The sequence below is a fragment of the Marinomonas flavescens genome, from assembly GCF_004352835.1.
In the GTDB taxonomy this organism is placed as follows: Bacteria; Pseudomonadota; Gammaproteobacteria; order Pseudomonadales; family Marinomonadaceae; genus Marinomonas; species Marinomonas flavescens.
The window spans coordinates 103131-125060 of sequence record NZ_SJSB01000001.1; the positions used below are offsets into that span (position 1 = coordinate 103131).

Genomic DNA, 21930 nt, shown 5'->3' on the forward strand with positions numbered 1-21930 from the left:
CAGCCCATAAAATTCACTTTCTAGTGGAGCACTCCCTCAGATTTCACGTAGCAACGCAATTTGAGGATTAATTTTCAATCAATTATCAGACTGTTTTTTCTAAAATAGAAATTCTACAGGTTCGTTATGTGCTAGGAGGTCATTTGAAAAAGTTGTTTTATTTACTCTTTAGTTTCACCGTTATTTCAGGGTGTTCTGTGCTGCCGAAATCAAGTTTTGTTTACTATAAAAGTTTGGAGCCAGCATCGTGTAACTTGGTCGTTGGATTATCACAAGAAGGTAATCAGCAGATATACAAAGTGACAACAAATGCTCGCTCTGCTGAAGGCACTTTTATACAAAAAGGCCAACAAATTGTATTCTCTGGGTTGTATGCCTCAGAGTCGCCTGGTGATTCAAAAATTGAAGTCAGTGCGTTACAGCAAGGTGATACGTTAACCATTCAAAATTACGGTAATAGCATGAATTCATTCACGCTTTTATCTGAGTGCGAAAGTAAGTATCTTTCCCTAGTTAAAGCTCGCCCATAACAAGAGTTTTCAGCCGCCTTGCTGTGCCACCCACCTTTTAAACTCAGTAATACCAAGGCTTTCGCTTTTTATCTAGGGTTTACTGATAGCTTGATCTGGTGTCTACTGAGTTATCTTTGATTAACTGCTAAGGGCTTAGATGCGCACGTCAAAAATACTCTACATAACCATCTTTATACTGGTTTTATTTTCTGCTTTGGTTGCCGTTTGGGTGTACTACCTAGAAGAAGGAAAAGATCTACTTAATTTTACGATATCTACGGTGAGTTTCTGTATTGCTCTGTTGGCGCTTTTTATCGCGGTTCGTACTTATGCATCCATTGATAGCGTGAGTAATATCAGCAAGATGGAAGGCAATATCCTTGATAATGAGAACTATGTAACCTCTTTGCCTGAGTTGATTAATCATTATAAATCTAAAGACGAAAATTCGTTGGATAAAGAGATTTTCACATCCATAGAGCATAAGTTAAAAAAAGAGTCTTTTACCGCCGTTCTGTTTGCCGATACGCTGCAATATATGATTGATCTTATCGTGTTGTTTCCTGCTGTTTTTAATGCATCTGAGACGGATAAAGAATCATATAGAAAACGTATGGATAACATTTTAAAAAATGTGGATAAGCAGCGTGATGTTTTACAGTCGATCAGCAAAGGTAATTCAATACAGATAACAGAATCAATAAAGTTGCTAAAAGCCGTTGTCGCGTATCAAAGCTTTGTTGCAGCTGGCAATTTTAATATTCATTCGGACCTTCTTCATGTTCGAGGCCCGATACTGCGAAACCCTGTCACGAAAACGATTTATCATAATTATCTTGGCTTGTATTACAACAAAAAGGGAATGCATTTACTTCGTGATGCTTTAAATATGAAATCGATGGACATTCTTTCTATTGATGGTCTTGCTTGGGTTAAGTCTAATCTGAATTCGATTGAGCCATCAGTGATTGAAGAAATTAATATGTATTTGACGTCAGCTTGCGAGCAATTCGATAGAGCACTTAAAATATCCAGTGAAGATGTCATGTGGCCTGGTTTTATAAATTATAACAAAGCAAGAACCTTGTACTTCTTAGGTTTATTATCAGATTCAAAAGAAAGCTGGGAGGATGTTATGGATGATGCCATAGCATCTCGCTCTAGGTTAAATCGCTTGATTGATGAAATATTAACCATAGACAGAGAGGGTGATGCTCAAGTCGTTGATACCCATTTGAGGAAGTTTTTTCTATATCAAGAAGAGCTGGCGCGGTTAGTGAAATTAAATTTACTGTTTGCTGAAAAAAATGGGAAAAACAATACAAGTAGCATTCTCTATAAGGGAACAGATTTAGAAAGCACAGGGAAAGAAGGCGTTGAGAGCTTGTTCATGGAGATTGAAAATTTCCCTATAATTAAACGTTACCAAGAAAAAATCATCGATGTTCTTGTAGAAAGAAGTTAACGCGCGACTCACCATTAAGTTGTCATTAAGCTATCGAAGATTAAAGTGCCACCCACCCTTGAGATTAAAGTGCCACCCACCCTTAAAACTTAGTCATAACGAGCATTTTTCTGAATACCTTGCTCAAAATGAAATCAAAACTAGGGGCGGTGTGTCACCAATTCTTAGAATCTTTGATTGGTTATGACTGAAGCGCTATCATCCAGCCTTTATTTAAATAACCACAGTGCTTCTATTTATGCGTTTGTTAAAGTCGACCGTACACCCCGATATTAAGTCTCTCGATCAGCCTTCTTTTTTACGTTTTGCAGCGCGTGGCATTATCCTAAAAGGTGAGAGCGTTTTAATGCTGTATACACAGCGTTACGACGATTTCACCTTGCCGGGTGGTGGCATCGATTCAGGCGAAAACCAAATTCAAGGATTAATCCGCGAGTTAGCAGAAGAAACGGGCGCGCAAAATATTCGCAATGTAGAGGCGTTTGGCTTATACGAAGAGTATCGCCCTTGGTACAAAGATGATTTTAATATTATGCGGATGAAATCTTATTGTTACACCTGTGATATTGATGAAACATTGGGCGAGACGAGCCTTGAAGATTACGAAGTTAAAAACGGAATGAAGGCCGTATGGATCAATGTTCACGATGCGATTCAACATAATCTAGAGACCATCAAAAACAGTGATAAAAAAGGCATGTCGATTGAACGAGAAACTTTTTTATTGTCATTGATTCGAGATGAACTGTTGGTCAAGTCAACCTGCTAAGCACCAATCTCTTAAGGTGCCATCCACCCTTATACCCCAGTGATACCCGATGTTTAGGTAAAATCGAGCGTTTTTTAGGAATCGAACTATACTGTATATAATTACAGTATAAAATCTTAAAAAAGGTCAAGTTATGCCTAGATCAAGAAGCCAACAAATCAGTGTTGCTGACACTCCTTATTATCATTGCATTTCAAGATGTGTACGCAGGGCATTTTTATGTGGCGAAGATGAGCTAACAGGGAACAGTTACGAGCATCGGAGAGGGTGGGTCGAAAGACGTTTGCTGTTTCTGGCTAGTGTGTTTTCCATTGATATTTGTTCATATGCTGTAATGAGTAATCATCTTCATGTGGTGTTGCATATCAATCAAGAAAAAGCGAATTCTTGGTCAACGTTAGAGGTTTTGCAGCGTTGGCATAAACTTCATCAAGGCACTCTTTTTACTCAGCAATATATCAGAGGTGAGCCTCAAGCCGCTTTTGCTTTGAGCTTGGTTGAGGCATCTGCTGAGACATTTAGAAATCGATTGATGGACATCAGTTGGTTTATGAAAGAGTTAAACGAGCCGATTGCGCGACAAGCGAATACTGAAGACAACTGCACTGGCAGGTTTTGGGAAGGGCGTTTTAAATCTCAAGCACTGTTGGACGAAGCGGCACTTATTGCTTGCATGGCGTATGTCGATTTGAATCCAGTGCGATCTAACATGAGTAATACGCCTGAGGATTCAGCTTTTACGAGCGTTAAAAGGCGTATAAATTCTGCCAAAGAAAACCATCAACCCAAAGTATTATTTCCTTTTGTCGGCAACCCAAGAAAAGATATGCCAGACGGTTTGCCTTTCTTGCTGCAAGACTATTTAGCATTGGTCGATATGACCGGACGAATTATTCGAAAAAACAAAAAAGGGGTGATTGACGCATCGCTTTTACCGATACTGCAAAGGCTTAATATTTCTTCTGAAAACTGGCTTTGTATCGCCACACAGTTTGGTAAAACAACAGGCTGTGTGGTTGGTAAAGAGTACGCTGTCGCACATTATTGTGAGTCCCATCAACGACTGCGAAAGCCGTGTCGACAAAGCCGTCAGCTTCTTGGCTAAATTGCCTTCCAATCAATGTGTTACTTCACTGAACAGGCTTTAAGGCTTTGCTTTGTCTTGAATACGAGCTTCAGCTAAAAATCTGGCTTTCTACGTTATAAATAAATTGAAAAATCCAATGAAGACGTTCTGAAAAGGGTGTGCTTCTTATTTTCTTGTTATCATCGTCATGTTTTAAAGTGCGTGTCCTAATAAGATGCCTCTTATAAGATAAAGTGCGTGTCCTAGTAAGATGCCTCTTATAAGATAAAGTGCGTGTCCTAGTAATTAATAAGATAAAGTGCGTGTCCTAGTAATTACTAGTAATTAGAAAGGGTGGAATAGATATGGAAGTAGAGCTTGATTTAAGCGATACAATTCAGTCAGTTAGCAGTTTGAAAATAGTAGAGCCTACGGAGGTTTATCGTCGTATGGCGGCAGGTGAGACTTTTGTTGTTAACGTCGTCACAGCGTGGTGTCCAGATTGCACAGAAAGGCAAAAGCAGTATATCGATGGCTTTGGGCAGAATATGCAGTCTCATGGTGTGGATGTCCTGCAAGTGACTGTTCAGTTGGACAAGGGCTGTTTTATTAGCGGGGAGCATGAAAAATTGACCACTCAGTTTGGTGGTCCGGGTTATCCCAGAACCGTATTGATTAAACACGGGGATGTGGTTGATCAGGATAATATTGAGATTATTACGGAAGCTGGATTGTCAGTGTTGGCAACAAAATTTATTCAAAAGATATAAACAGATCTTCTTTCAATATATTTGATCACGAATGCTGCTTTTAAGGTGCGTGTCCTAGCATGGATACTTTAAGGTGCGTGTCCTAGCATAGATACTTTAAGGTGCGTGTCCTAACATGGATACTCGAATGCTGCTTTTAAGGTGTGTGTCCTAGCATGGATACTTTAAGGTGCGTGTCCTAGCATGGATACTGCGGGTCTGGCCTAGCATAGCGTTTAGAAGCGTATTATGATTGTCATTATTCAAGAAACACTCACCGCTCTTCAAAGATTTAATGTGGATACATCAATGATAAAGTTAAAGGGTTTTACCAGTAATATTGTCCATCATGACCGTCAATTAGATTATAACGACAACCCTATTCATACTCCCATCTACAATTCCGTTCCTTACGGTTATAAAAAAACACAAGATTTGATGGATGTGTTTCAAGGCAAAGCATCGGGCCAAAGCTACGCGAGACAATCCACGCCAACGACTGAAAGCTTGCAGTCTATGGTTACTCAAGCGGAATCAGGTCTCGATAGTTTGGTTTTTGCGACTGGCATGGGCGCGATTAGTGCTACTTTTTTAAGTTTGTTGAAGCAAGGTGATCATTTAATCGCGAGTCGCTATTTGTTCGGTAATTCTTATAGTTTTATTAATACGTTACAGAATTTTGGTGTTGAGATTACGTTGGTTGATGCCACAGATGTTAACGAAGTGATGGCTGCTAAACAAGATAATACACTCATGGTGTTTGTTGAAACTATTGCCAATCCTGGTACACAAATTGTTGATTTAGAAGCGATTGGCGATTGGTGTGAGCAGCAAAAACTGGTTTATTTTGTTGATAATACAATGACCTCGCCATATTTATTTCAACCGGTTAAAGTCAAAGCGAGTTTAGTTGTTAACAGTTTGTCTAAATATTTCTGTGGCCATGGCACGGTATTAGGTGGTGCGGTAACTGAGACGGGACAGTACGATTGGACAGATTATCCGAATATTTTCGAAGCTTATCGAAAAGGTGACCCTAGCAAATGGTCAATGAAGCAGATTAAGAAAAAGTCGTTACGTGATATGGGTGGTTCGCTTAGTTCTGATGCGGCTTATCAAATTGCAGTTGGCGCCGAAACCATGGCATTACGTATGGATCGTTCTTGTGCTAATGCATTTGCTCTTGCTCAAATGCTGGATGCTCATGACAAAGTGGAGGCGGTGTATTACCCCGGGTTAGCGTCTCATCCACAGCACGATAAAGCCTCAAAATTATTTAAACACTATGGCTCTATTCTTAGCTTTGATCTAAAAGAAGGCTATGATTGCGCAGAATTATTAGACGCTATTGAGATCGTAGTTAATGCGACACACCTAGGTGATAACCGTACCTTAGCGCTGCCTATGGCAAGTACTATCTTTTATGAGATGGGAGCAGAAAATAGAGCAAAATCTGGTATCAGTGAACAAATGATCCGCTGCTCTATTGGTATTGAAGACACGGATGATTTGCTAGCCAGCTTTAAAGTAGGTCTAGAGACATTATAAGTAGCTGAAGGTAAGTGGCTAAAAGGTAGGATCAGAGTAACGCCGATCCTACTTTTTTTGATGCTAATTTCGCTCGCTCACACTACTGCTCAAGTCGTCTTTACTCGCCTACAATTTACCTTAAACAATTTAAAGATTACTGGGAAAGAATGATCTCAGTAATACCTTCAGCCGATAACACTTCAATCCAATAACCGTCTGGGTCTTTGATGAAAGCGAGGCCTTTCATTGAGCCATCGTCTGGCTTTTTAACAAATTCCACATCGTATTTTTCAAATCGCTCACAGGCTGCATAAACGTCGGGCACGCTAATACCAATATGACCAAAGCCACGAGGGTCTTCATTGCCGCTGTGGTAACCCGGGAAGTTTTCGTCTTTTTCACTGCCCCAATTATGAGTGAGTTCGATGAGTGCTGGGCGGCGAAATACCCATTCAGCCTTTGTTTTATCATCGCCTTCTGGGATTTCCTGTTCGTAGCCTAGAAAATAAAGGGTGAATTGCATGGCAGGAAAGTCGTATTTTCCAAGGAGTTTCATGCCTAATACGTTTTGATAAAAATCTACAGACACTTGAGGGTCTTTAATACGTAACATGGTTTGTTGCATCACATAGCCTTCGGTGGCTTGAGCAATTTTCTCTGGCGTTTCGTTATAGCGAGACATCGGGTAATCCTTGATAAAATAATAAAAATTTATTGATGTATGTATTGTAAATTCCGCTCAATGTGGCGGTTGTCTGATATCTGCTTACTATTCTCCATGATTCAAGGCTGACTTGAAAGCGAATGAAAAGAAACGCCCATGCTGTCATTTCTTTAAGAAGTTGATCTTTTCAAGTTTTATTATGATTGTTGTTCTGTGCCTTAAAGAAGTGCAGAAACCATTAAGAAAACGCCTTTAATCAAACTATTAGTAACTATTTTGCAGATAATGTTTGTTATCTTGTAGTTGGGCGTAGCCCCGTTTAGACTTGATTTTTAAGTCATATTTTATGTGTTGCTGTCGTCGATGAGGAGACGCAATTTGTCTATACAGTCTTTTAAGTTTTCCTTGCAAACACTACGAAAGGAAGGGGGGATTAGCCAACTTTCTTATGGAATACGTGTGTTTATTGCGCTGTGTGGTGCCATGGCACTGAGCTGGGGGATCAACCAAATAGATATGGTGATACCGCTCTTTTTGGGCATTATTGCCAGTGCATTGGCGGAAACGGAAGATGGTTGGCAAGGGCGTGTTCGAGCGTTATTGATTACCTTAGTGCTGTTTATCATCACGGCATTTGGAGTGCGCTTACTGATGCCTTACCCATGGGTATTTGGTATCTCGATTGCTTTGGTGGCATTTTGTCTGTCGATGTGTGGCGCTCTGGGTCGGCGTTATGGGGTGATGGCTCAAGCGACGTTGATTTTGGCTGTGTACACCATGATAGGTCTAAATCAGGCCACGCATGAAATGCCCATATGGTATGAGCCGGTTTTACTAAGCTTTGGTGCTTTATGGTACGGCATACTTTCCGTTATCTGGGCGGCGTTGTTTGCTCATGTTACGTTGCGCCAAGCGTTAACGTCCCTTTATATTGAAATCGGTTTGTATCTAAAGCTGAAGTCTAAGTTTTTCCCATTGCCGACACGCGGAGCGGTTGATTCGTTGCGTTTAGACCTAGCTCAACAGCATGGGCAAGTGGTCGTTGCGTTAAATCGAGTCCGCGAGATTTTGGTGAGTCGAATAGACAGCAACCCTACGAATCCTAGGTTAGGGCGCTATATACGATTTTATTTTATTGCTCAAGGAATCCACGAGCGCGCCAGTTCTTCTCATTACAATTATAGCGATCTGGCGGAAACCTTTTTTCACAGCGATATATTGTTTCGCTTGCAGCGTCAGTTATCTGAAGCAGGGACCAGCTGTCGTAAAATAGGAGAGGCTATTCACGGAGGGCATGCGATTGATTTGCGTGATAGTGAAGAAACGGTAGCCGGTGTTTTGAGGTCGATAGACTATTTAGAGCGTGAAGCTGAGCCTACACAATGGCGCCTGTTTCGTTCGTTGCGCCAGCTTACCGATAACGTTATTGCGTTGCAGCAGGAGCTTGATAAAGCACGTCAATTAGAAGACATCTCGTTATCGGATGCATCGCAACAAATCCCTCAGCCTAGGGTGACTTTTCGCTCAATTTTAAGCCAAATTGCAGATCAATTAACACCAAAGTCACAGGTGTTTCGGCACGCTGTGCGTATGTCGCTAGCGCTTAGTTGTGGTTATGCCATCATTCAAAATATGAACTTATCGGTTGGTTATTGGGTAATGCTAACCACTTTGTTTGTTTGTCTACCCACGTTTGGTTCTACTCGAAAACGCCTGTATGAGCGTATTGCCGGTACGGTAATAGGGTTGGTCGCTGCTTGGGCCTTGATCACTTTATTCCCAGTAGAAGTTATTCAATTAGTGATTGCGGTTACGGCTGGTGTGGTGTTCTTCCTATCTCGTAACAATCGTTATGTCTTGGCAACAGCGGCTATTACTTTGATGGTGGTGTGCTGCTTTAATCAAGTATCAGATGGTTATGATGTGATCTGGCCGCGATTAATAGACACCTTGATTGGCAGTATTATTTCTTGGTTAGCGGTATTTTTCATCTTACCGGATTGGTCTCATCGTCAATTACCCATGACCTTTGCAGAAGGCTTACGTCGCAGTGCCGATTATTTGCGTGAATTGATGCGCTTCTATCAAGAAGACAACGTCAGCGAGCAGGTGTATCGTCATAGTCGTCGTCGGGCGTATAACGCCGATGCATTGTTAACCTCTACCTTGGTGAGCATGCAGCAAGAGCCGGGTCACTTCCGTCGTGATACCGAGCTATGGCAGCGCTTGGTTATTCGTAGTCATACCTTATTTAATTACATCGCGGCATTTAGTGCCCACCGTGGCACCTTGATCGAACAACCGAGTAATCAGTTATTGGCCGATGCGGGTAACTATATAGTAGAAAGCCTGCAAGAAGTCGCGCAATGTCTTGAGCAAAAACAGCTAGTAACGGATAGTTCGGCAGAATTTGAGCGACTGAGAAACACCCTTGAAGATTGCCCATCCGACGACGATGAGCGACATTATTTTGTACAGTCTCAACTGCAATCCTTGTTAGGGCAGCTTGAAGAGATTCGACGTTTGACACTTGAGCTGCAAGTTCAGGTTCATGGTGAGCATATTAAAGATGTGAAATAAGCACCATTATTAATTTGAGGAATGTTATGAGTCATCCACGTATCCCAGCTAATTGGAAAATCCAGCGGTCTACACCATTTTTCACGAAAGAAAATGTGCCTGCAGCGCTACTAACGCACCATAATACTGCAGAAGGTGTGTTTGGGCAGATATGTGTCATGGAGGGAGTTGTTACGTATTATGGCTTTGCTGATAGCGAAGCAACCGAACCAAATGTAAAAGTAGTGATCCCAGCAGGGCAGTTTGCTACGACGCCACCACAATATTGGCATCGTGTTGAGTTGAGTGATGATGCGCAATTCAATATTAATTTCTGGTCAGATAAAGACCGAACAGATAAGCCCATGATTAACGAAAAACCTTAAATCCATAAGTTTAACTGTGTTTAACTGTGTTGAATTAACTTAGCTTAGCTAACGCCCGTTAATAGCAGTTGGTGCATCGGCATTTTATTAAGAAAGTATCATTTTCACTCTAAACGCGATGTCTGTTTTCATGCTTTCTGGCGTCATTCCCGCTCGTGCTCGAAAGACATAGCCTTGGCGAAGGTCAAACATGAGCTTTGCCCGTTCAGTAGAAGGAAAGTTTTCCGGTAGGACGCCTCTGGCTTTTTCGAGCTCAAAGCGCCTTGCAAGCCGAGCATCTGTATCGTTAATAGCGCGTTGCAATAATGCCTCAACGCCTTCTACTTCCCCTGAACTTGTCGACACACTAGAGCTTAAAAAGCAGCCACGAGCGCCGCTATTATTGTCTGTACTGTAATCAATTACCGCTTCCATGAAAGATTGTACGGCCAATTCAATGTCAGGCTGTGTTTCAAACGCAACCAGTGGGCTACAAGCATCGCTTGATGCATAGTAATCAATGGTGGCTAAATACAATGCATGCTTATCGCCAAAAGTGGCGTATAGACTTGGGCTATTAATTTGCATTGCGCTTGTTAGATCCTTCATCGAAGCACCTTCATAACCTTTCAGCCAAAAAACATTCATCGCCGCGAGCAGCGCGGTATTGCGATCAAATGAAAGAGGTCTACCGGTCTTTTTCTTGTTCATTCTTTATGGGCTCTTGAAAACGGGGTCGTCTATTTGTACTTTGATTTATTATCATTTGTCACAGAACTAAAGCATAGCATGGAGGGGTATGTTTTTTCATTTATTGGATATAAAGAGGAGCTTTCTTCCTTATTAAACCGCGAATGTTATAGTTTTGTAGTGATTGATAAGAAATTATTGACGATATGATTTTTATCTACTTTAATAATGATCATTACAAAATTAAAGAGAAACATTATGAGCAATACAAAATTACTAGCAGGACAGGTTTTTCCAGATATTACGGTAACAAATTTGAACGGCGGAAATCTTGACCTTGCAGATATGTCTGGTTTCGATTGGAAGTTGGTTGTTGTTTATCGTGGCAAACATTGCCCGTTATGTACTCAATACTTGAATACATTGAATAGTCTTTTGCCTGAATTCGAAGCGCTTGGGGTAGGGGTTGTCGCCGTGTCGTCAGATACTTTGGAAAAAGCACAGAGCCAGATGAAAGACGTGACGCCTGATTTTACGGTTGGTTATGGCTTAACAATAGAGCAGATGCAGGCATTAGGTTTGTATATCTCCAACCCAAGATCAGCGGCTGAGACAGACAGCCCTTTTGCGGAACCCGGTTTGTTTGTTATCAATGAAAAGAAACAACTACAAATTATAGATACTTCGAACGCTCCCTTTGTTCGTCCTGATCTTAATTCGCTAATCATGGGCTTAAAATTTATTCGTAATCCTGAGAACAATTATCCAATCAGAGGTACGTATTAATAATCACATCTAGCGATATAGAAACAGTGGTTCTTAACGTTGCAGTCGCTTTGAGTTAATTAACTTTGAGCTAAACAACAACAAGCTAAAATTTTGCTTCACTTGATCGTATCAACCATGGCTGCTTATCCGTGGTTATGGTTGATACATCGGATAATGAACGTAGGGCCAGTTTAGAATGATGCTGTGTTGCGCTTGATTAGATGGAGTTGTAAAAAATTATTCAGAATGAAGATGTTTTTAGTTAATCTCAATTGAAATATTTCTTCGTCAAAGCTAATAATGTTCTTGGTCCGTGCAGCTGCATCATTCTATCCAGATACCAAACACCGCTATTAAAACTATAAATAGAAGAAATATTTTCCAATACTGAAATGTTATTTAACGCCATTGATCCTAATAATTTTTCAGGCATATACATTAATGCGTCATATTTTTTCATGTGATCGACAGCCTGAGCTAAAAAAGCTGTATGTAAGCTGACTTTAGCAGGATTTATTTTTTTATTATAAAATAACTCATTAATATGCCAAACATAGCTATCAGATTGTTGATAAATAACCCATTTATATTCTGATAAATTATTAGTAGATATCTTTTCTATTTTATGAAGAGGGTGCTGATCTCTAGCTATAACTCGAAAATTGACATCAATTAGTTTTTCTCTTATTAAACGAAAATCTTTTGACTTCAATGGATAGTCTACGTTTCCGAATATAATATCTAATTTCCCTTCTAAAAGATTGGGGATTAATGTATCAACAGGCCCTGCTTTTACTGTTACTTCAGCAGTAGGGAATAGATCATAAAAATCATCAAGAATGTTTTTCAAATAATGCTCAGCCCATAAGTTATCTGCACCTATTCTTATTTTTACTTCAGATCCTTTTTTGACAGCTTTGATTTCTTTCATAGCAAAGAGATATTCTGTTTCCATGCGAAGTACTCGCTCAAGTAATATTTCTCCGTAATGAGTTAGTATCACACCTCTGGGAAGCCTTTCAAAGAGAGGAACACCAAATTCTTTCTCTAAGTTTTTAATACTTCTGCTTAATGCAGGTTGAGTGATATGAAGAGCTTCGCTTGCTGCTGATAAATTTTTGTGTTCAGAAACCGCTATAAAATGTTGAAATGTTTTATTCATTTTTATTATCCATAACATTTTTTTATGGTGTTTGGCCGAAAATGCATTTTAAAGTTGAGAAAAAATCGAGCAAAATCATGATGAGACTGTATGTTTCACCACATACAATTATTTTATCCATATAAAAAATTATAATCAAAAGGATTCTATATGTTTACATTACTCACATGTGTCATGTTTATGGCATTTGTCGCTTGGTATTCTTGGCGTAAAACCAAAGGTAAAGTGTCTACCGCCAGCGGCTATTTTTTAGCAGGAAACGGTCTAACAAGTACTTTCATAGCGGGTTCGCTTTTGTTGACCAATATCTCCACTGAACAGCTTGTAGGTGAAAGTGGTTTAACTTATTTTGGTAATTTAACATCGCTTGCATGGGAAGTTTGGGCAGTGCGAGGAATTATCTTACTGGCGTGTTTATTTTTACCTATGTACCTTGGTGGCGCTTTTGCAACTATCCCAGACTTTCTTAAATCTAGATATGGTGAAGGTACAAGACGATTGGTGAGTGGTCTCTTTATGTTTGGCTACGTTTTTGTTTGGGCGCCTTCTGTTCTTTATGGCGGGTCACTTGCTCTAATGAAAATATTAAACATCGAACAAACCTTCGGTCTGAGTCAAGTGCAAGCGCTTTGGATTGTTACTTCGATAATTGGTTCTATTGGCGCAGCATACGCTATCGCTGGTGGTCTTAGAGCCGTTGCTATTTCAGATACGTTGAACGGTATAGGTTTGTTAATAATTGGGAGTTTGGTCCCTATTTTTGGTTTGATGTCGCTAAGTGATAAAATTGGAGGGAGTGTTTTAGATGCTTTGCATTATATTGCAACAACCAATCCTGAAAAATTAAATGCGATCGGAACAGGGAATCCTGGAGATGCCATCCCTATTTCGGCTGTTTTTACAGGTTTAATGGTTATGGCCACTTTCTATTGGGCAACAAATCAGTTTGTTATTCAAAGAGCGCTAGGGGCTTCAAGCTTAAAATCTGGGCAAAAAGGTTTACTTCTTTCTGGCTTCTTTAAGATGTTGGTACCTTTTATAGCTATGTTTCCTGGAATAATCGCTTATCATCTATTTGGAGGTGGCCTTTCTCCTAGAGATGTTGCCTACCCAACGCTAGTACGTGAGACATTACCTGCTCCTCTTCTTGGTTTATTTATAGCCGTTCTTTTAGGTGCTGTTTTTTCTACCTATAATTCACTTTTAAATTCAGCGGCAACTATATTTGCACTTGATGTTTATAAACCTTTTATTAAAAGGGTTGTAAGTGACGAAAAATTGATATACGTATCAAAGGTTTTTTCAATAATATGTGCTGTTTTTACAATGATGGCAGCTCCTTTATTATTAAATGCTCCAGACGGATTGTTTGTGTTTTTGCAAAAATTTACAGGGTTTGTTGCTGTTCCAGTTGTAACTCTAGTACTTATGGGGTTGTTTACAGGTAGGCTTCGAATTCCTCAATCAGCTGCAAATTTTATTATAATTTTTCATATAATTACATATTATCTATTAGTTTGGGGATTGGAAGGTGCTTTAGGGATTAAAGTTCCAATACATTGGATGCATGTGTTTGGTTTATTGTTTGTAATAGAAGTAGGTATTTTGATTTTTTGGGCATTATTTTTCCCAGCTACAAAAGAAATTAAAAATACTCATAAACCTATAGTGGAAATGATACCTTGGAGGTTTGCGATGTTAATTAGTTTTTTACTAATTTCTATTGCTATCCTAATATATGTTGTTTTTTCTGTTATTGGTCTTGCATATGCTGATGGAGTGGTATCTCCATCATTTGGAATAGTATTTCTGTCTGTTTTTGTTGTTTGTTCTATGTTTTGCGTTTGGGCTCATGTCAAATTACAACCTATCTATGAGCGTTTTGTTATTAGTCGCTATGGCCGAGAAGAAGATAAACGTGATTTTGAAGAAAGAAATAGGTATTTAGATAGTAAAAAGGAAGGTGCCCAATGAGTTTATTATCTAGTCAAGTGTCAGATTCAAAACCTAATATATTATTTATACTCATTGACGATCTTGGTTGGAAAGATTTAGCTTGTTATGGCAGCGATTTCTATGAAACGCCAAGACTTGATCAGCTTGCTCAGGAAGGGATGCAATTTACAAATGCCTATGCTTCTTGTCCTGTATGCTCACCTACTAGGGCCAGTGTTATGACGGGGCAATATCCAGCTCGTTTGGGTGTGACTCAATGGCTAGGAGGTTTTTCTGAAGGAAAGCTTGCTCATGTGCCATATATTGATCATTTGTCTACCGATCACCTTTCAGTAGCAGCAGCCCTTAAGCAAGGAGGATATAAAACCTGGCATGTTGGCAAGTGGCACTTGAGTACGCATGGTGAAAATAAAAGAGATTTTTATCCAGAGAAACATGGTTTTGATCTCAATATTGGTGGTTGTGATTGGGGTCATCCATTGAATGGTTATTTTTCACCTTATAATATTGAAACATTAGAAAATGGGCCAGAAGGTGAATATTTAACAGACCGCATCACTGATGAAGCTATAAATTTGATAAAGAAAGGAAAAGATGCTCCGTGGTTTATGCATCTATCTCATTACGCAGTGCATACACCGATAGAATGTCATGAAGAGCTCATAAAAAAATATCAGCAAAAATCGAAAAGGCTAGGTCTGGATAAAATATATCCCTTTGTACAAGGGGAGAGCTTCCCATGCTTTCATTTGAAAGATAAACATGTATTAAGAAGAGTTATCCAGAGTGACCCTGTCTATGCGGCAATGATTGAAAATTTAGATTGGAATATAGGGCGAACACTTGATGCACTTGAAGAATCAGGACAGAGCGAAAATACTATTGTGATTTTTTATAGTGATAATGGCGGTCTAGCCACTGCAGAGGGATCTCCTACTTGTAATGCTCCTTTATCCGAAGGGAAAGGTTGGATGTATGAAGGTGGAACCAGAGAGCCACTTCTTGTTAAGTGGCCTAAAGTGATTAAGCCAAATCAGCGTTGTTCAGAGCCAGTTACTAGCACTGATTTTTTTCCACTTTTCTTGGATGCCGCTAAACTGCCTTTATTACCAGAACACCATCTGGATGGTGTTAGCATCTTACCGTTGTTAGAAGGAAATACGAGCTTTAGTAGGGGGCCTATATTTTGGCATTATCCACATTATAGTAACCAAGGAGGTTCACCTGGGGCTTCTATACGGGATGGTAAATGGAAGTTAATTAAGTTCTTTGAGGATAATCATGTTGAACTCTATGACTTGGAAGAAGATATTTCGGAAAGCAAGGATCTATCTTTAGTCCACTCAGCCATTTGTGATGAGTTACATAAGAAGCTGTGTGACTGGCAATATGAAGTAGAAGCCAGTATTCCAAGAGCAAATCCAGGTTATGAGAAAGAATTTGGATTACTTGATATCAAATGATACTTATGAGTAGTTTGTACTTTTATTAAGAAGTAAGTAGTCACCGCTTTTTGAGATGTTAGGCTCAAAGAGCGGTGTATCTTGTGGAGTATCAACTATAATTAAGACAGTTTCTCTTGAATCGCTTTATCAATGGATAATCTGCCCGCGCCTTGAATCGCGATTGCAAAGGTGACAACAAAGAGACTTAATGCGTATTCATAACCGCCATTCGAAAGGAATAGTCCGTGGCTGATGTGCACGCTGAAAATAGCGATCAACATAGTAAATGCGACAACAACAGCGGCAGGGCGAGTGAGTAAGCCAATCAGTAACGCCAAACCACCAAAAAATTCTGCACTACCGGCCAGTAACGCCATCAAATAACCAGGTTCAATACCAATGCTCGCCATCCATTGACCTGTTCCTTCTAGTCCGTAGCCACCAAACCAGCCGAACAGTTTCTGCGAGCCGTGTGCCATCAAGATGATGCCGATAGGTGCGCGTAAAATGAAAGCCGCTAGGCTGTTGTTGGTACTAACCAGTTTTTTTAAAAGTTGTAAGCTCATGTTGGATTCCGTTTTTAAAAGGTCTAATAAGTGTCTATTGCTAGAAGATGTCGCTATCTTACTATCAATATTTTTTATTATTAATAGGGATGATGTTGAATTATTAACAACAAAATGGCGATAATAGATTTCATTGTCGGTGGGGTGTTGATATGGATCGGATTGATGCAATGCGTGCTTTTGTGTCTGTGGTGGCAGAAGGCAGTTTTAGTCGCGCGGCGGAGTTGTTGCAACTATCGCCACAGTTGGTAAGCAAATATGTCTCACAATTAGAAGACAAGTTAAACGTGCGTTTGCTTAATCGAACAACGCGTCGGGTCAATTTAACAGAAGCGGGCATGCAGTATTTTCAACATGCTCAGCAGATTTTAGCCAGTGTCGATGAGATGGATCAGCAACTCGGCGGCCTGCATCAGAACCCCAAAGGTACCTTACGAATTAGCGCACCAGTGTCGTTTTCGATTAAGCACTTAGCGCCTTTATTGGCTAAATTTCAACAAGAGTACCCGCTCATTGATCTGGATTTACAGCTTAATGATCGTAAGGTCGATGTGGTCGATGAGGGTTTTGATGTGGTACTCAGAATCGGTGAACTTAAAAGCTCGTCCTTAGTGGCTAAATATGTCGCTCCGGTGCGAGTGATTCTTTGTGCGTCGCCAGATTACCTTAAGCAGCACGGCATTCCGATGTGTCCAGAAGACCTTAAGCACCATCGTTATTTGCATTACAGCTACATGGAGATGGATGACAGAGAGGTTATTTTTCCCTGGTTACGTAGTAAAAATGTTGAAAAAAGCGGCTTGTTCCAGAGTAACAATGGCGATGTACTTGTTGAAGCCGCTATCGCGGGAGCTGGTATAGCGTTACAGCCGACCTTTATTGCCGGAGAGGCGATTCGAAAAGGTCAGTTGGTGCCCATCTTATTAGACTTCGAGCCTAAGGTGATGGGCTTGTACGCGCTTTATGCTCACCGTAAATTGTTGGCCAGCAAGGTACGATGCTTTGTGGATTTTTTAGACGGCTACTTCGGGGCGTCGCCTTATTGGGATGAATTTGTTGGCGTTGGTTCTACCCAGCCAAATTAGAACGATGTATGCCAGCGATCATGCAGCGCACCGAGCCGCCCGCGCTTTCTATAGTAGGGATCGCGAGTGGCAGCAAGGTGACAGATTCTTCGATAATGGCTTTTTGTGACCTAGTCAGCGCTTCAAAAGCGGTGTGAGAAAGCGCGAGTAGGTTTTCATTTAAACCGCGCAGCTCAATGGCATTGCCGCAGAAATGACGCACTTGCTGGTTGCTCAACGAAATTACTGTTAAACCACTTTGCTGAAAGAGACTAAACAGCGCGGGTCGATCTTGTTCCGCCACCATATCCATGCCGATCATGACGAATTGCGCACTGATGCACATCATCACATTGGTGTGGTAAATCGGCACGCCATGCTCGTCGCAAGCATCGAATAATACCGCCTGATAGCCCATGTCTCGACAAATGTGTCGAAATAGCCCTTCACTGGTTCGATTGGATCGCGCCGCATAGGCGATATTGTTCTGATGGTCGAAGACGATGGACCCTGTCCCTTCTAAAAATTCTTGTTGGTCAGCATGCCCTCGCAAATTGACCGTGCTGTGATAGCCATAGTGTGTCGTCAGAAAATCCATGATGTCTTGGCGATATTCGTTACGACGATTGGGGGCGTACATAGGGTATTGAACTAGGGTGCCATTGTGATGAGTACTGAACCAGTTGTTAGGGAAAACTGAGTCGGGAGTATGGGTGGATTGATCTTCGAAAACATGCACGATCACGCCTTTTTCTTGCAAGCTGGCAACCGCAGCGGAGACTTCATTGTAAGCACTCAACGCAGCGTCTTCTGATGTGCAGGCGTACTGAAAAGCATTGTCCGCCATGGTCTCTGGGTTCGAAATAAAGCAATGAGGGCGCACCATGACAATGGCTTCTGGAGATTGTGTGTTGGTGATTGTGTTGGTGATTGTGTTGATCATTGTATTAGCCATGTACAGGCCCTCTGGCACAGAGAAAAGAAGAGAGGCCATAATAAAGAGACTTGCTGTTGTTTAATATGTCAGAAATTAATACTATTTGATGAGTTTTTTAGCAAATAGCTAGATAGATCTGACAAAATGTCAGTTTTGTTTTTATCCTCAGATTTTTTAAGAGCGCGATGATGAAACCGTATATTTATGACTCTTTAGATTCAGACCTAATTTCTGAATTGCGCAAAGACGGGCGAGCGTCTATTTCTTACTTAGCCGAGACGCTTAACGTCTCACGCGCAACAGTGCAAAATCGACTGGATCGATTGCTCTCCAGCGGTGTCATTCTGGGTTTTACGGTGCGAGTTCACCAAGAAGTTGAGAAAGAAACCGTGCGTGCCATGATGATGATCGAAGTGGCGGGGCAGTCAACGTCACAAGTGATTAAAAAGCTGCGCGGTATTCCAGAATTGGTCAAGCTACATACGACCAATGGTGCGTGGGATTTGGTCGCCGAATTGCAAACCACCAGCTTAGGCGAATTCGATCGCGTGCTGCGCCGTGTGCGCGAAGTGGATGGCATATTAAACAGCGAAACCAGTTTGTTGCTATCCACGATGTAATCTTGCCATTTGCTGATTTATTCCATTGATCGAGTCGATCTTGATGATTTTCGACCAACGGAATATTGAGCAAAGTCAGCGCTTTACTTGCCAAGTTTAGAGAGCATTTCAGGGCTCATAAATTTATTGATGATCAACATAAACAAGATCGACGGCACTAGGAGAATGAGCGCAGTAATAGACGCTATTTGATAGTTTCCTTCCATACTAGCGCTATAAAGCAACAGAGGTAGCGTACTTATGTCCGGTGCGCCGACGAAGAAAGTCCCCGTAAATTCATCCAATGACTCCAAGAAAACGAAAATACAGCTAGCAATAATACCTGGGGCAGCTTGCGGCAAAATAATATGGAAAAAAGTATAAATTGGCCCAGCGCCTAGATTACGCGAAGCGCGTTCCAGCATAGGGTCCGTTGTTGAAAATGCAGCGACACTAATCCAAACAGAAAACATGAGGCCATGAATACTGTGGACTAAGACGACGCCCAATAACGTGCCATTTAAGCCAAACTCATAAAACAGTCGTGCAATGTTCATGTACACGGTTAAATTTGGAAACGCCTGAGGAATTAAAAATAGCAGCATCCAAAATACCCTAAATGGCATGCTTCGTTTGGATAAGGCGTACCCCGCCGGAACAGAAACCAGCAGACAAACACAGACCGTTAATATGGCAATAATAATGCTGGTAAATAATGAACTAGAAACATTGCTATATGGGTTAAATACCTGATGCCAATATTTGAATCCCCACTGCGACGGCAAGGCATGAGGGAAGTACCACACCTCAGTAACGGTCCAAATCAATAGATTGACGATTGGGCCAAACAGCACAAGAGCAAAGACCAAGATAAATAAAATCTGTAGCCAGAAGTTGAATTTTAATGGCATGTTTTTTAGTTTTTCTAACACCATGCTTTGAATTGTAACGTGTGTATTTATCATGCTGTTGCCCCTTTATCTTTTAAACTATGGCGAAGATAGAACCAAGCCAATCCAGCACAGATGGCATACGACACCAAGCCTAATGCATTCGCGACGTGGTAATCGCCATAGGAATTCACGCGAAACGCCATATCTGCACTTATCATTGTGGGTGTTCCTGTGCCTATCATCAGCGGAACCGATAATACGGACATCATGGTGACGGTTGATAGCACCATGGCAACGCCAAGCGTAGGGAAAATTTGTGGCAGTATTATCTGCGTTAATATTTTGAACCGAGAGGCGCCTAGATTACGAGCGGCGCGAATTTGAGATTCGTCTAACGCGGACATGGCACCGGTAATCAGTAGTGTTGAGAAGGCGAGTTGCTTCCAGACAAAAGTGATAATAATGCCGCTCCAGCCAAGGAATGAAACCGTGTCCATTGGTGTCATTAAGCCTGATGCTATAAAGGCATTATTCATCAGCCCATTTTTTGCGAGAAAGGTACGCATCATCTGAGCAGTCACGATAAATGGAATAAATAGCGGCAATCGATATAAAACCCCCAGTATTAATACCACTGAGCGGAAAGGTGATAGCACAATGAGCGCTGCAATAATGGTAGAAAGCAGTGCTAACAAAATCACTGAAATGAGTACGATCAAAATCGTAAACAGTATGTCGTTCGAGTAGAGCTCAAAGGAAGTATGTAAGTGCTCTAGTGTGAAACTGCCGTTGTCTAAAGTGATGGCAGAATAAAGTGAAAAACACAGAGGATATAAAAATAATATCGCCACCATAATAGCCGCAGGAGCAACCAGCCAAAGATTTTTTGATATTTTGAAGTGCATAGAGCAGACCTTTGAATAAATCTTAAATTGGAAAAAATCGAACTAAACCGCAATAAAAACCTTACTTCTTGCTTAGCTCGATTTTCCAAATATTGCTATTAAGTCAGGAGCGATTAGTTAGAAACTTGGCGCTCGTAACCTTCTTTAATATCGTCAAAATAGGATGCAATCGGGAAGCTTTTTCCGTATTGAGACAAATCTTCTGGGGTTATTTCTGCAAATAATTTATTCCAAGTGGCGCTGTCCAATTCGCTTTTAACGTATTTCGCATCAATGCCTGGATACCAGTTAAAGCGTTTTACAATGCCTTCTGCTTGTACTTTAGGGCTGGTGGCTAGCTCAATAAATTGACGTGCGAGTTCTGGATGAGCCGCTTTGGTTGGCGTGACATAATACATTGGTTGCCCCGGCATTCCCGGCGCAATCAGAGCAAGCTTCATAGACGGCGGAATTTTGCCTTGCTCTTTCCAGCTGTAGAACATGTCGACCCAGACTGGTCCCATGAAAATTTCACCACGGTTTAGCATGTCTAAAGTGCCAGCATTGCCTGGTGTAAAGGTGATGTTTTTATTGAATGCTTTTAACTTAGCGAACGCTTCCCCCCAATTTGACTCAACGTCTTTGTTATAAGGTTTGCTTGAAAGTGTTTTAGCGTCGGTGCCGTAAGCGTAAATCCAACCGGTAACAAAGCTGACGCCAGACATGCCATTTTTAATGCCGTTGTAACCAAAGGCTTTAGGGTGTTTTTTAGTCCAAGTGACTAATTCATCGTAAGACTTTGGCGGTGTTGTAACAAAGTCACTGTTGTACGCGATGGCTGTTTGGCTGTGAAACATAGGCATAACATAGCCTTCTACATTTGTTCCTAGCGCGTTTTTAGCACTGTCGCGAGAAACAAGTTTGCCCGTGTCTATCTCTGAACGATATTTAGCTAATAGGCCTTCGCTTACCATTTGGCCGCCAATTTTTTGATGAACAACGGCAACATCAATATCCCATTTAGCCAGATTACTGCTTTGTTGTGCTGACAGTTTTTCGAGGATTTTGTGCGAACCTGCATCACCAGGCCCAGTGCCGATGATGTTCACTTTAACGCCTGGGTGCATGGCTTCAAACTTAGGGGCTAGGTAAGTTTTTACGTAATCCACCATATTTTGGCCACCAGCAGAAGCAACGTTTAACACCGTTTCAGCTTGAGCAAAGCTCGTGAATTGAGCGATGCCTACAGCAGCGAGTACAGCAATTTTAGTTTTAGTAAACATGATG

The 21930-nt window shown here is 41.0% G+C and carries 21 protein-coding genes; 13 read left to right on the forward strand and 8 right to left on the reverse strand.

Annotation, left to right across the window (positions count from 1 at the left end; genetic code table 11):
• Window positions 1-143 precede the first annotated feature (143 nt).
• From E0D70_RS00475 to E0D70_RS00500, 6 genes are all read left to right on the forward strand, one after another.
• Window positions 144-530 (forward strand): hypothetical protein, encoded by a 387-nt coding sequence (locus E0D70_RS00475; RefSeq protein WP_133010300.1) that lies wholly within the window; start codon window positions 144-146, stop codon window positions 528-530.
• A 139-nt stretch (window positions 531-669) separates the two neighbouring features.
• Window positions 670-1977 (forward strand): hypothetical protein, encoded by a 1308-nt coding sequence (locus E0D70_RS00480; protein WP_133010301.1) that lies wholly within the window; start codon window positions 670-672, stop codon window positions 1975-1977.
• Between the two features lie 238 nt (window positions 1978-2215).
• Entirely contained in the window at window positions 2216-2746 is a 531-nt protein-coding gene (locus E0D70_RS00485) for an NUDIX hydrolase (RefSeq protein WP_133010302.1), read from the forward strand.
• Between the two features lie 133 nt (window positions 2747-2879).
• On the forward strand, window positions 2880-3851 hold the full coding sequence (locus E0D70_RS00490; RefSeq protein ID WP_133010303.1) for a transposase: 972 nt from the start codon (window positions 2880-2882) through the stop codon (window positions 3849-3851).
• 326 nt (window positions 3852-4177) lie between these two features.
• Complete coding sequence (locus E0D70_RS00495) at window positions 4178-4582, forward strand: thioredoxin domain-containing protein (protein WP_133010304.1); 405 nt, start codon at window positions 4178-4180, stop codon at window positions 4580-4582.
• A 288-nt stretch (window positions 4583-4870) separates the two neighbouring features.
• Window positions 4871-6109, forward strand: coding sequence for a cystathionine gamma-synthase family protein (locus E0D70_RS00500; RefSeq protein WP_207923167.1), 1239 nt, complete (start codon window positions 4871-4873; stop codon window positions 6107-6109).
• A gap of 136 nt (window positions 6110-6245) precedes the next feature.
• Here E0D70_RS00500 and gloA read toward each other — a convergent pair whose 3' ends face one another.
• Complete coding sequence (gloA, locus tag E0D70_RS00505; RefSeq protein ID WP_133010305.1) at window positions 6246-6773, reverse strand: lactoylglutathione lyase; 528 nt, start codon at window positions 6771-6773, stop codon at window positions 6246-6248.
• 360 nt (window positions 6774-7133) lie between these two features.
• On the opposite strand from gloA, the gene yccS reads away from it, so the two are divergent.
• Together yccS and E0D70_RS00515 are read left to right on the forward strand one after the other, a co-directional pair.
• Window positions 7134-9335 carry a YccS family putative transporter gene (yccS, locus tag E0D70_RS00510; protein WP_165942838.1) on the forward strand — a complete coding sequence of 734 codons (2202 nt, stop codon included), beginning with the start codon at window positions 7134-7136 and terminating at the stop codon, window positions 9333-9335.
• 26 nt (window positions 9336-9361) lie between these two features.
• Entirely contained in the window at window positions 9362-9700 is a 339-nt protein-coding gene (locus E0D70_RS00515) for a TehB family protein (protein WP_133010307.1), read from the forward strand.
• 87 nt (window positions 9701-9787) lie between these two features.
• Here E0D70_RS00515 and E0D70_RS00520 read toward each other — a convergent pair whose 3' ends face one another.
• Window positions 9788-10390: a TetR/AcrR family transcriptional regulator gene (locus E0D70_RS00520; RefSeq protein WP_133010308.1), complete on the reverse strand. Its 603-nt coding sequence runs from the start codon at window positions 10388-10390 to the stop codon at window positions 9788-9790.
• A gap of 237 nt (window positions 10391-10627) precedes the next feature.
• On the opposite strand from E0D70_RS00520, the gene E0D70_RS00525 reads away from it, so the two are divergent.
• Entirely contained in the window at window positions 10628-11155 is a 528-nt protein-coding gene (locus E0D70_RS00525) for a peroxiredoxin-like family protein (RefSeq protein WP_133010309.1), read from the forward strand.
• A 250-nt stretch (window positions 11156-11405) separates the two neighbouring features.
• On the opposite strand, the gene E0D70_RS00530 is transcribed toward E0D70_RS00525, so the two are convergent.
• The gene (locus E0D70_RS00530; protein WP_165942839.1) at window positions 11406-12299 is read right to left on the reverse strand and encodes a LysR family transcriptional regulator; all 894 of its coding nucleotides are present in this window, start codon (window positions 12297-12299) and stop codon (window positions 11406-11408) included.
• Between the two features lie 150 nt (window positions 12300-12449).
• Between E0D70_RS00530 and E0D70_RS00535 the strand changes: the two genes are divergently transcribed.
• Entirely contained in the window at window positions 12450-14273 is a 1824-nt protein-coding gene (locus E0D70_RS00535; RefSeq protein WP_133010311.1) for a solute:sodium symporter family transporter, read from the forward strand.
• A complete protein-coding gene (locus tag E0D70_RS00540) occupies window positions 14270-15718 on the forward strand; it encodes a sulfatase (protein WP_133010312.1) in 1449 nt (482 codons plus the stop codon). Before E0D70_RS00535 ends, E0D70_RS00540 begins: the two co-directional genes overlap by 4 nt.
• A gap of 101 nt (window positions 15719-15819) precedes the next feature.
• Here the strand turns inward: E0D70_RS00540 and E0D70_RS00545 are convergent, their stop codons facing one another.
• A complete protein-coding gene (locus E0D70_RS00545) occupies window positions 15820-16266 on the reverse strand; it encodes a DoxX family protein (protein ID WP_133010313.1) in 447 nt (148 codons plus the stop codon).
• Window positions 16267-16418: 152 nt separating this feature from the next.
• Between E0D70_RS00545 and E0D70_RS00550 the strand changes: the two genes are divergently transcribed.
• Window positions 16419-17351 carry a LysR family transcriptional regulator gene (locus E0D70_RS00550; protein ID WP_133010314.1) on the forward strand — a complete coding sequence of 311 codons (933 nt, stop codon included), beginning with the start codon at window positions 16419-16421 and terminating at the stop codon, window positions 17349-17351.
• Here E0D70_RS00550 and ctlX read toward each other — a convergent pair.
• Window positions 17335-18285 (reverse strand): citrulline utilization hydrolase CtlX, encoded by a 951-nt coding sequence (gene ctlX, locus E0D70_RS00555; protein WP_207923169.1) that lies wholly within the window; start codon window positions 18283-18285, stop codon window positions 17335-17337. The genes E0D70_RS00550 and ctlX overlap by 17 nt on opposite strands.
• A gap of 167 nt (window positions 18286-18452) precedes the next feature.
• Here ctlX and E0D70_RS00560 point away from each other — a divergent pair, with 167 nt between their 5' ends.
• Window positions 18453-18887, forward strand: coding sequence for an Lrp/AsnC family transcriptional regulator (locus tag E0D70_RS00560; protein WP_207923170.1), 435 nt, complete (start codon window positions 18453-18455; stop codon window positions 18885-18887).
• An 83-nt stretch (window positions 18888-18970) separates the two neighbouring features.
• On the opposite strand, the gene E0D70_RS00565 is transcribed toward E0D70_RS00560, so the two are convergent.
• The 3 genes from E0D70_RS00565 to E0D70_RS00575 all read right to left on the reverse strand — a co-directional run bounded on the left by E0D70_RS00565 (window position 18971) and on the right by E0D70_RS00575 (window position 21926).
• Window positions 18971-19831 (reverse strand): ABC transporter permease, encoded by an 861-nt coding sequence (locus E0D70_RS00565; RefSeq protein WP_240536916.1) that lies wholly within the window; start codon window positions 19829-19831, stop codon window positions 18971-18973.
• Window positions 19828-20664, reverse strand: coding sequence for an ABC transporter permease (locus E0D70_RS00570; protein ID WP_133010315.1), 837 nt, complete (start codon window positions 20662-20664; stop codon window positions 19828-19830). The genes E0D70_RS00565 and E0D70_RS00570 overlap by 4 nt, the downstream gene beginning before the upstream one ends.
• A gap of 113 nt (window positions 20665-20777) precedes the next feature.
• A complete protein-coding gene (locus tag E0D70_RS00575; RefSeq protein WP_133010316.1) occupies window positions 20778-21926 on the reverse strand; it encodes an ABC transporter substrate-binding protein in 1149 nt (382 codons plus the stop codon).
• Between the last annotated feature and the right edge of the window lie 4 nt (window positions 21927-21930).

Coding starts and splice junctions, on each gene's coding strand:
- gloA (WP_133010305.1), bottom strand. CDS start 6,773: ATGTCTCGCTATAACGAAACGCCAGAGAAAATTGCTCAAGCCACCGAA.
- ctlX (WP_207923169.1), bottom strand. CDS start 18,285: ATGGCTAATACAATGATCAACACAATCACCAACACAATCACCAACACA.
- E0D70_RS00500 (WP_207923167.1), top strand. CDS start 4,871: ATGATAAAGTTAAAGGGTTTTACCAGTAATATTGTCCATCATGACCGT.
- E0D70_RS00570 (WP_133010315.1), bottom strand. CDS start 20,664: ATGCACTTCAAAATATCAAAAAATCTTTGGCTGGTTGCTCCTGCGGCT.
- E0D70_RS00495 (WP_133010304.1), top strand. CDS start 4,178: ATGGAAGTAGAGCTTGATTTAAGCGATACAATTCAGTCAGTTAGCAGT.
- E0D70_RS00520 (WP_133010308.1), bottom strand. CDS start 10,390: ATGAACAAGAAAAAGACCGGTAGACCTCTTTCATTTGATCGCAATACC.
- E0D70_RS00480 (WP_133010301.1), top strand. CDS start 670: ATGCGCACGTCAAAAATACTCTACATAACCATCTTTATACTGGTTTTA.
- E0D70_RS00560 (WP_207923170.1), top strand. CDS start 18,453: ATGATGAAACCGTATATTTATGACTCTTTAGATTCAGACCTAATTTCT.
- E0D70_RS00525 (WP_133010309.1), top strand. CDS start 10,628: ATGAGCAATACAAAATTACTAGCAGGACAGGTTTTTCCAGATATTACG.
- E0D70_RS00545 (WP_133010313.1), bottom strand. CDS start 16,266: ATGAGCTTACAACTTTTAAAAAAACTGGTTAGTACCAACAACAGCCTA.
- E0D70_RS00575 (WP_133010316.1), bottom strand. CDS start 21,926: ATGTTTACTAAAACTAAAATTGCTGTACTCGCTGCTGTAGGCATCGCT.
- E0D70_RS00490 (WP_133010303.1), top strand. CDS start 2,880: ATGCCTAGATCAAGAAGCCAACAAATCAGTGTTGCTGACACTCCTTAT.
- E0D70_RS00530 (WP_165942839.1), bottom strand. CDS start 12,299: ATGAATAAAACATTTCAACATTTTATAGCGGTTTCTGAACACAAAAAT.
- E0D70_RS00485 (WP_133010302.1), top strand. CDS start 2,216: ATGCGTTTGTTAAAGTCGACCGTACACCCCGATATTAAGTCTCTCGAT.
- E0D70_RS00550 (WP_133010314.1), top strand. CDS start 16,419: ATGGATCGGATTGATGCAATGCGTGCTTTTGTGTCTGTGGTGGCAGAA.
- E0D70_RS00565 (WP_240536916.1), bottom strand. CDS start 19,831: ATGATAAATACACACGTTACAATTCAAAGCATGGTGTTAGAAAAACTA.
- E0D70_RS00535 (WP_133010311.1), top strand. CDS start 12,450: ATGTTTACATTACTCACATGTGTCATGTTTATGGCATTTGTCGCTTGG.
- E0D70_RS00515 (WP_133010307.1), top strand. CDS start 9,362: ATGAGTCATCCACGTATCCCAGCTAATTGGAAAATCCAGCGGTCTACA.
- E0D70_RS00540 (WP_133010312.1), top strand. CDS start 14,270: ATGAGTTTATTATCTAGTCAAGTGTCAGATTCAAAACCTAATATATTA.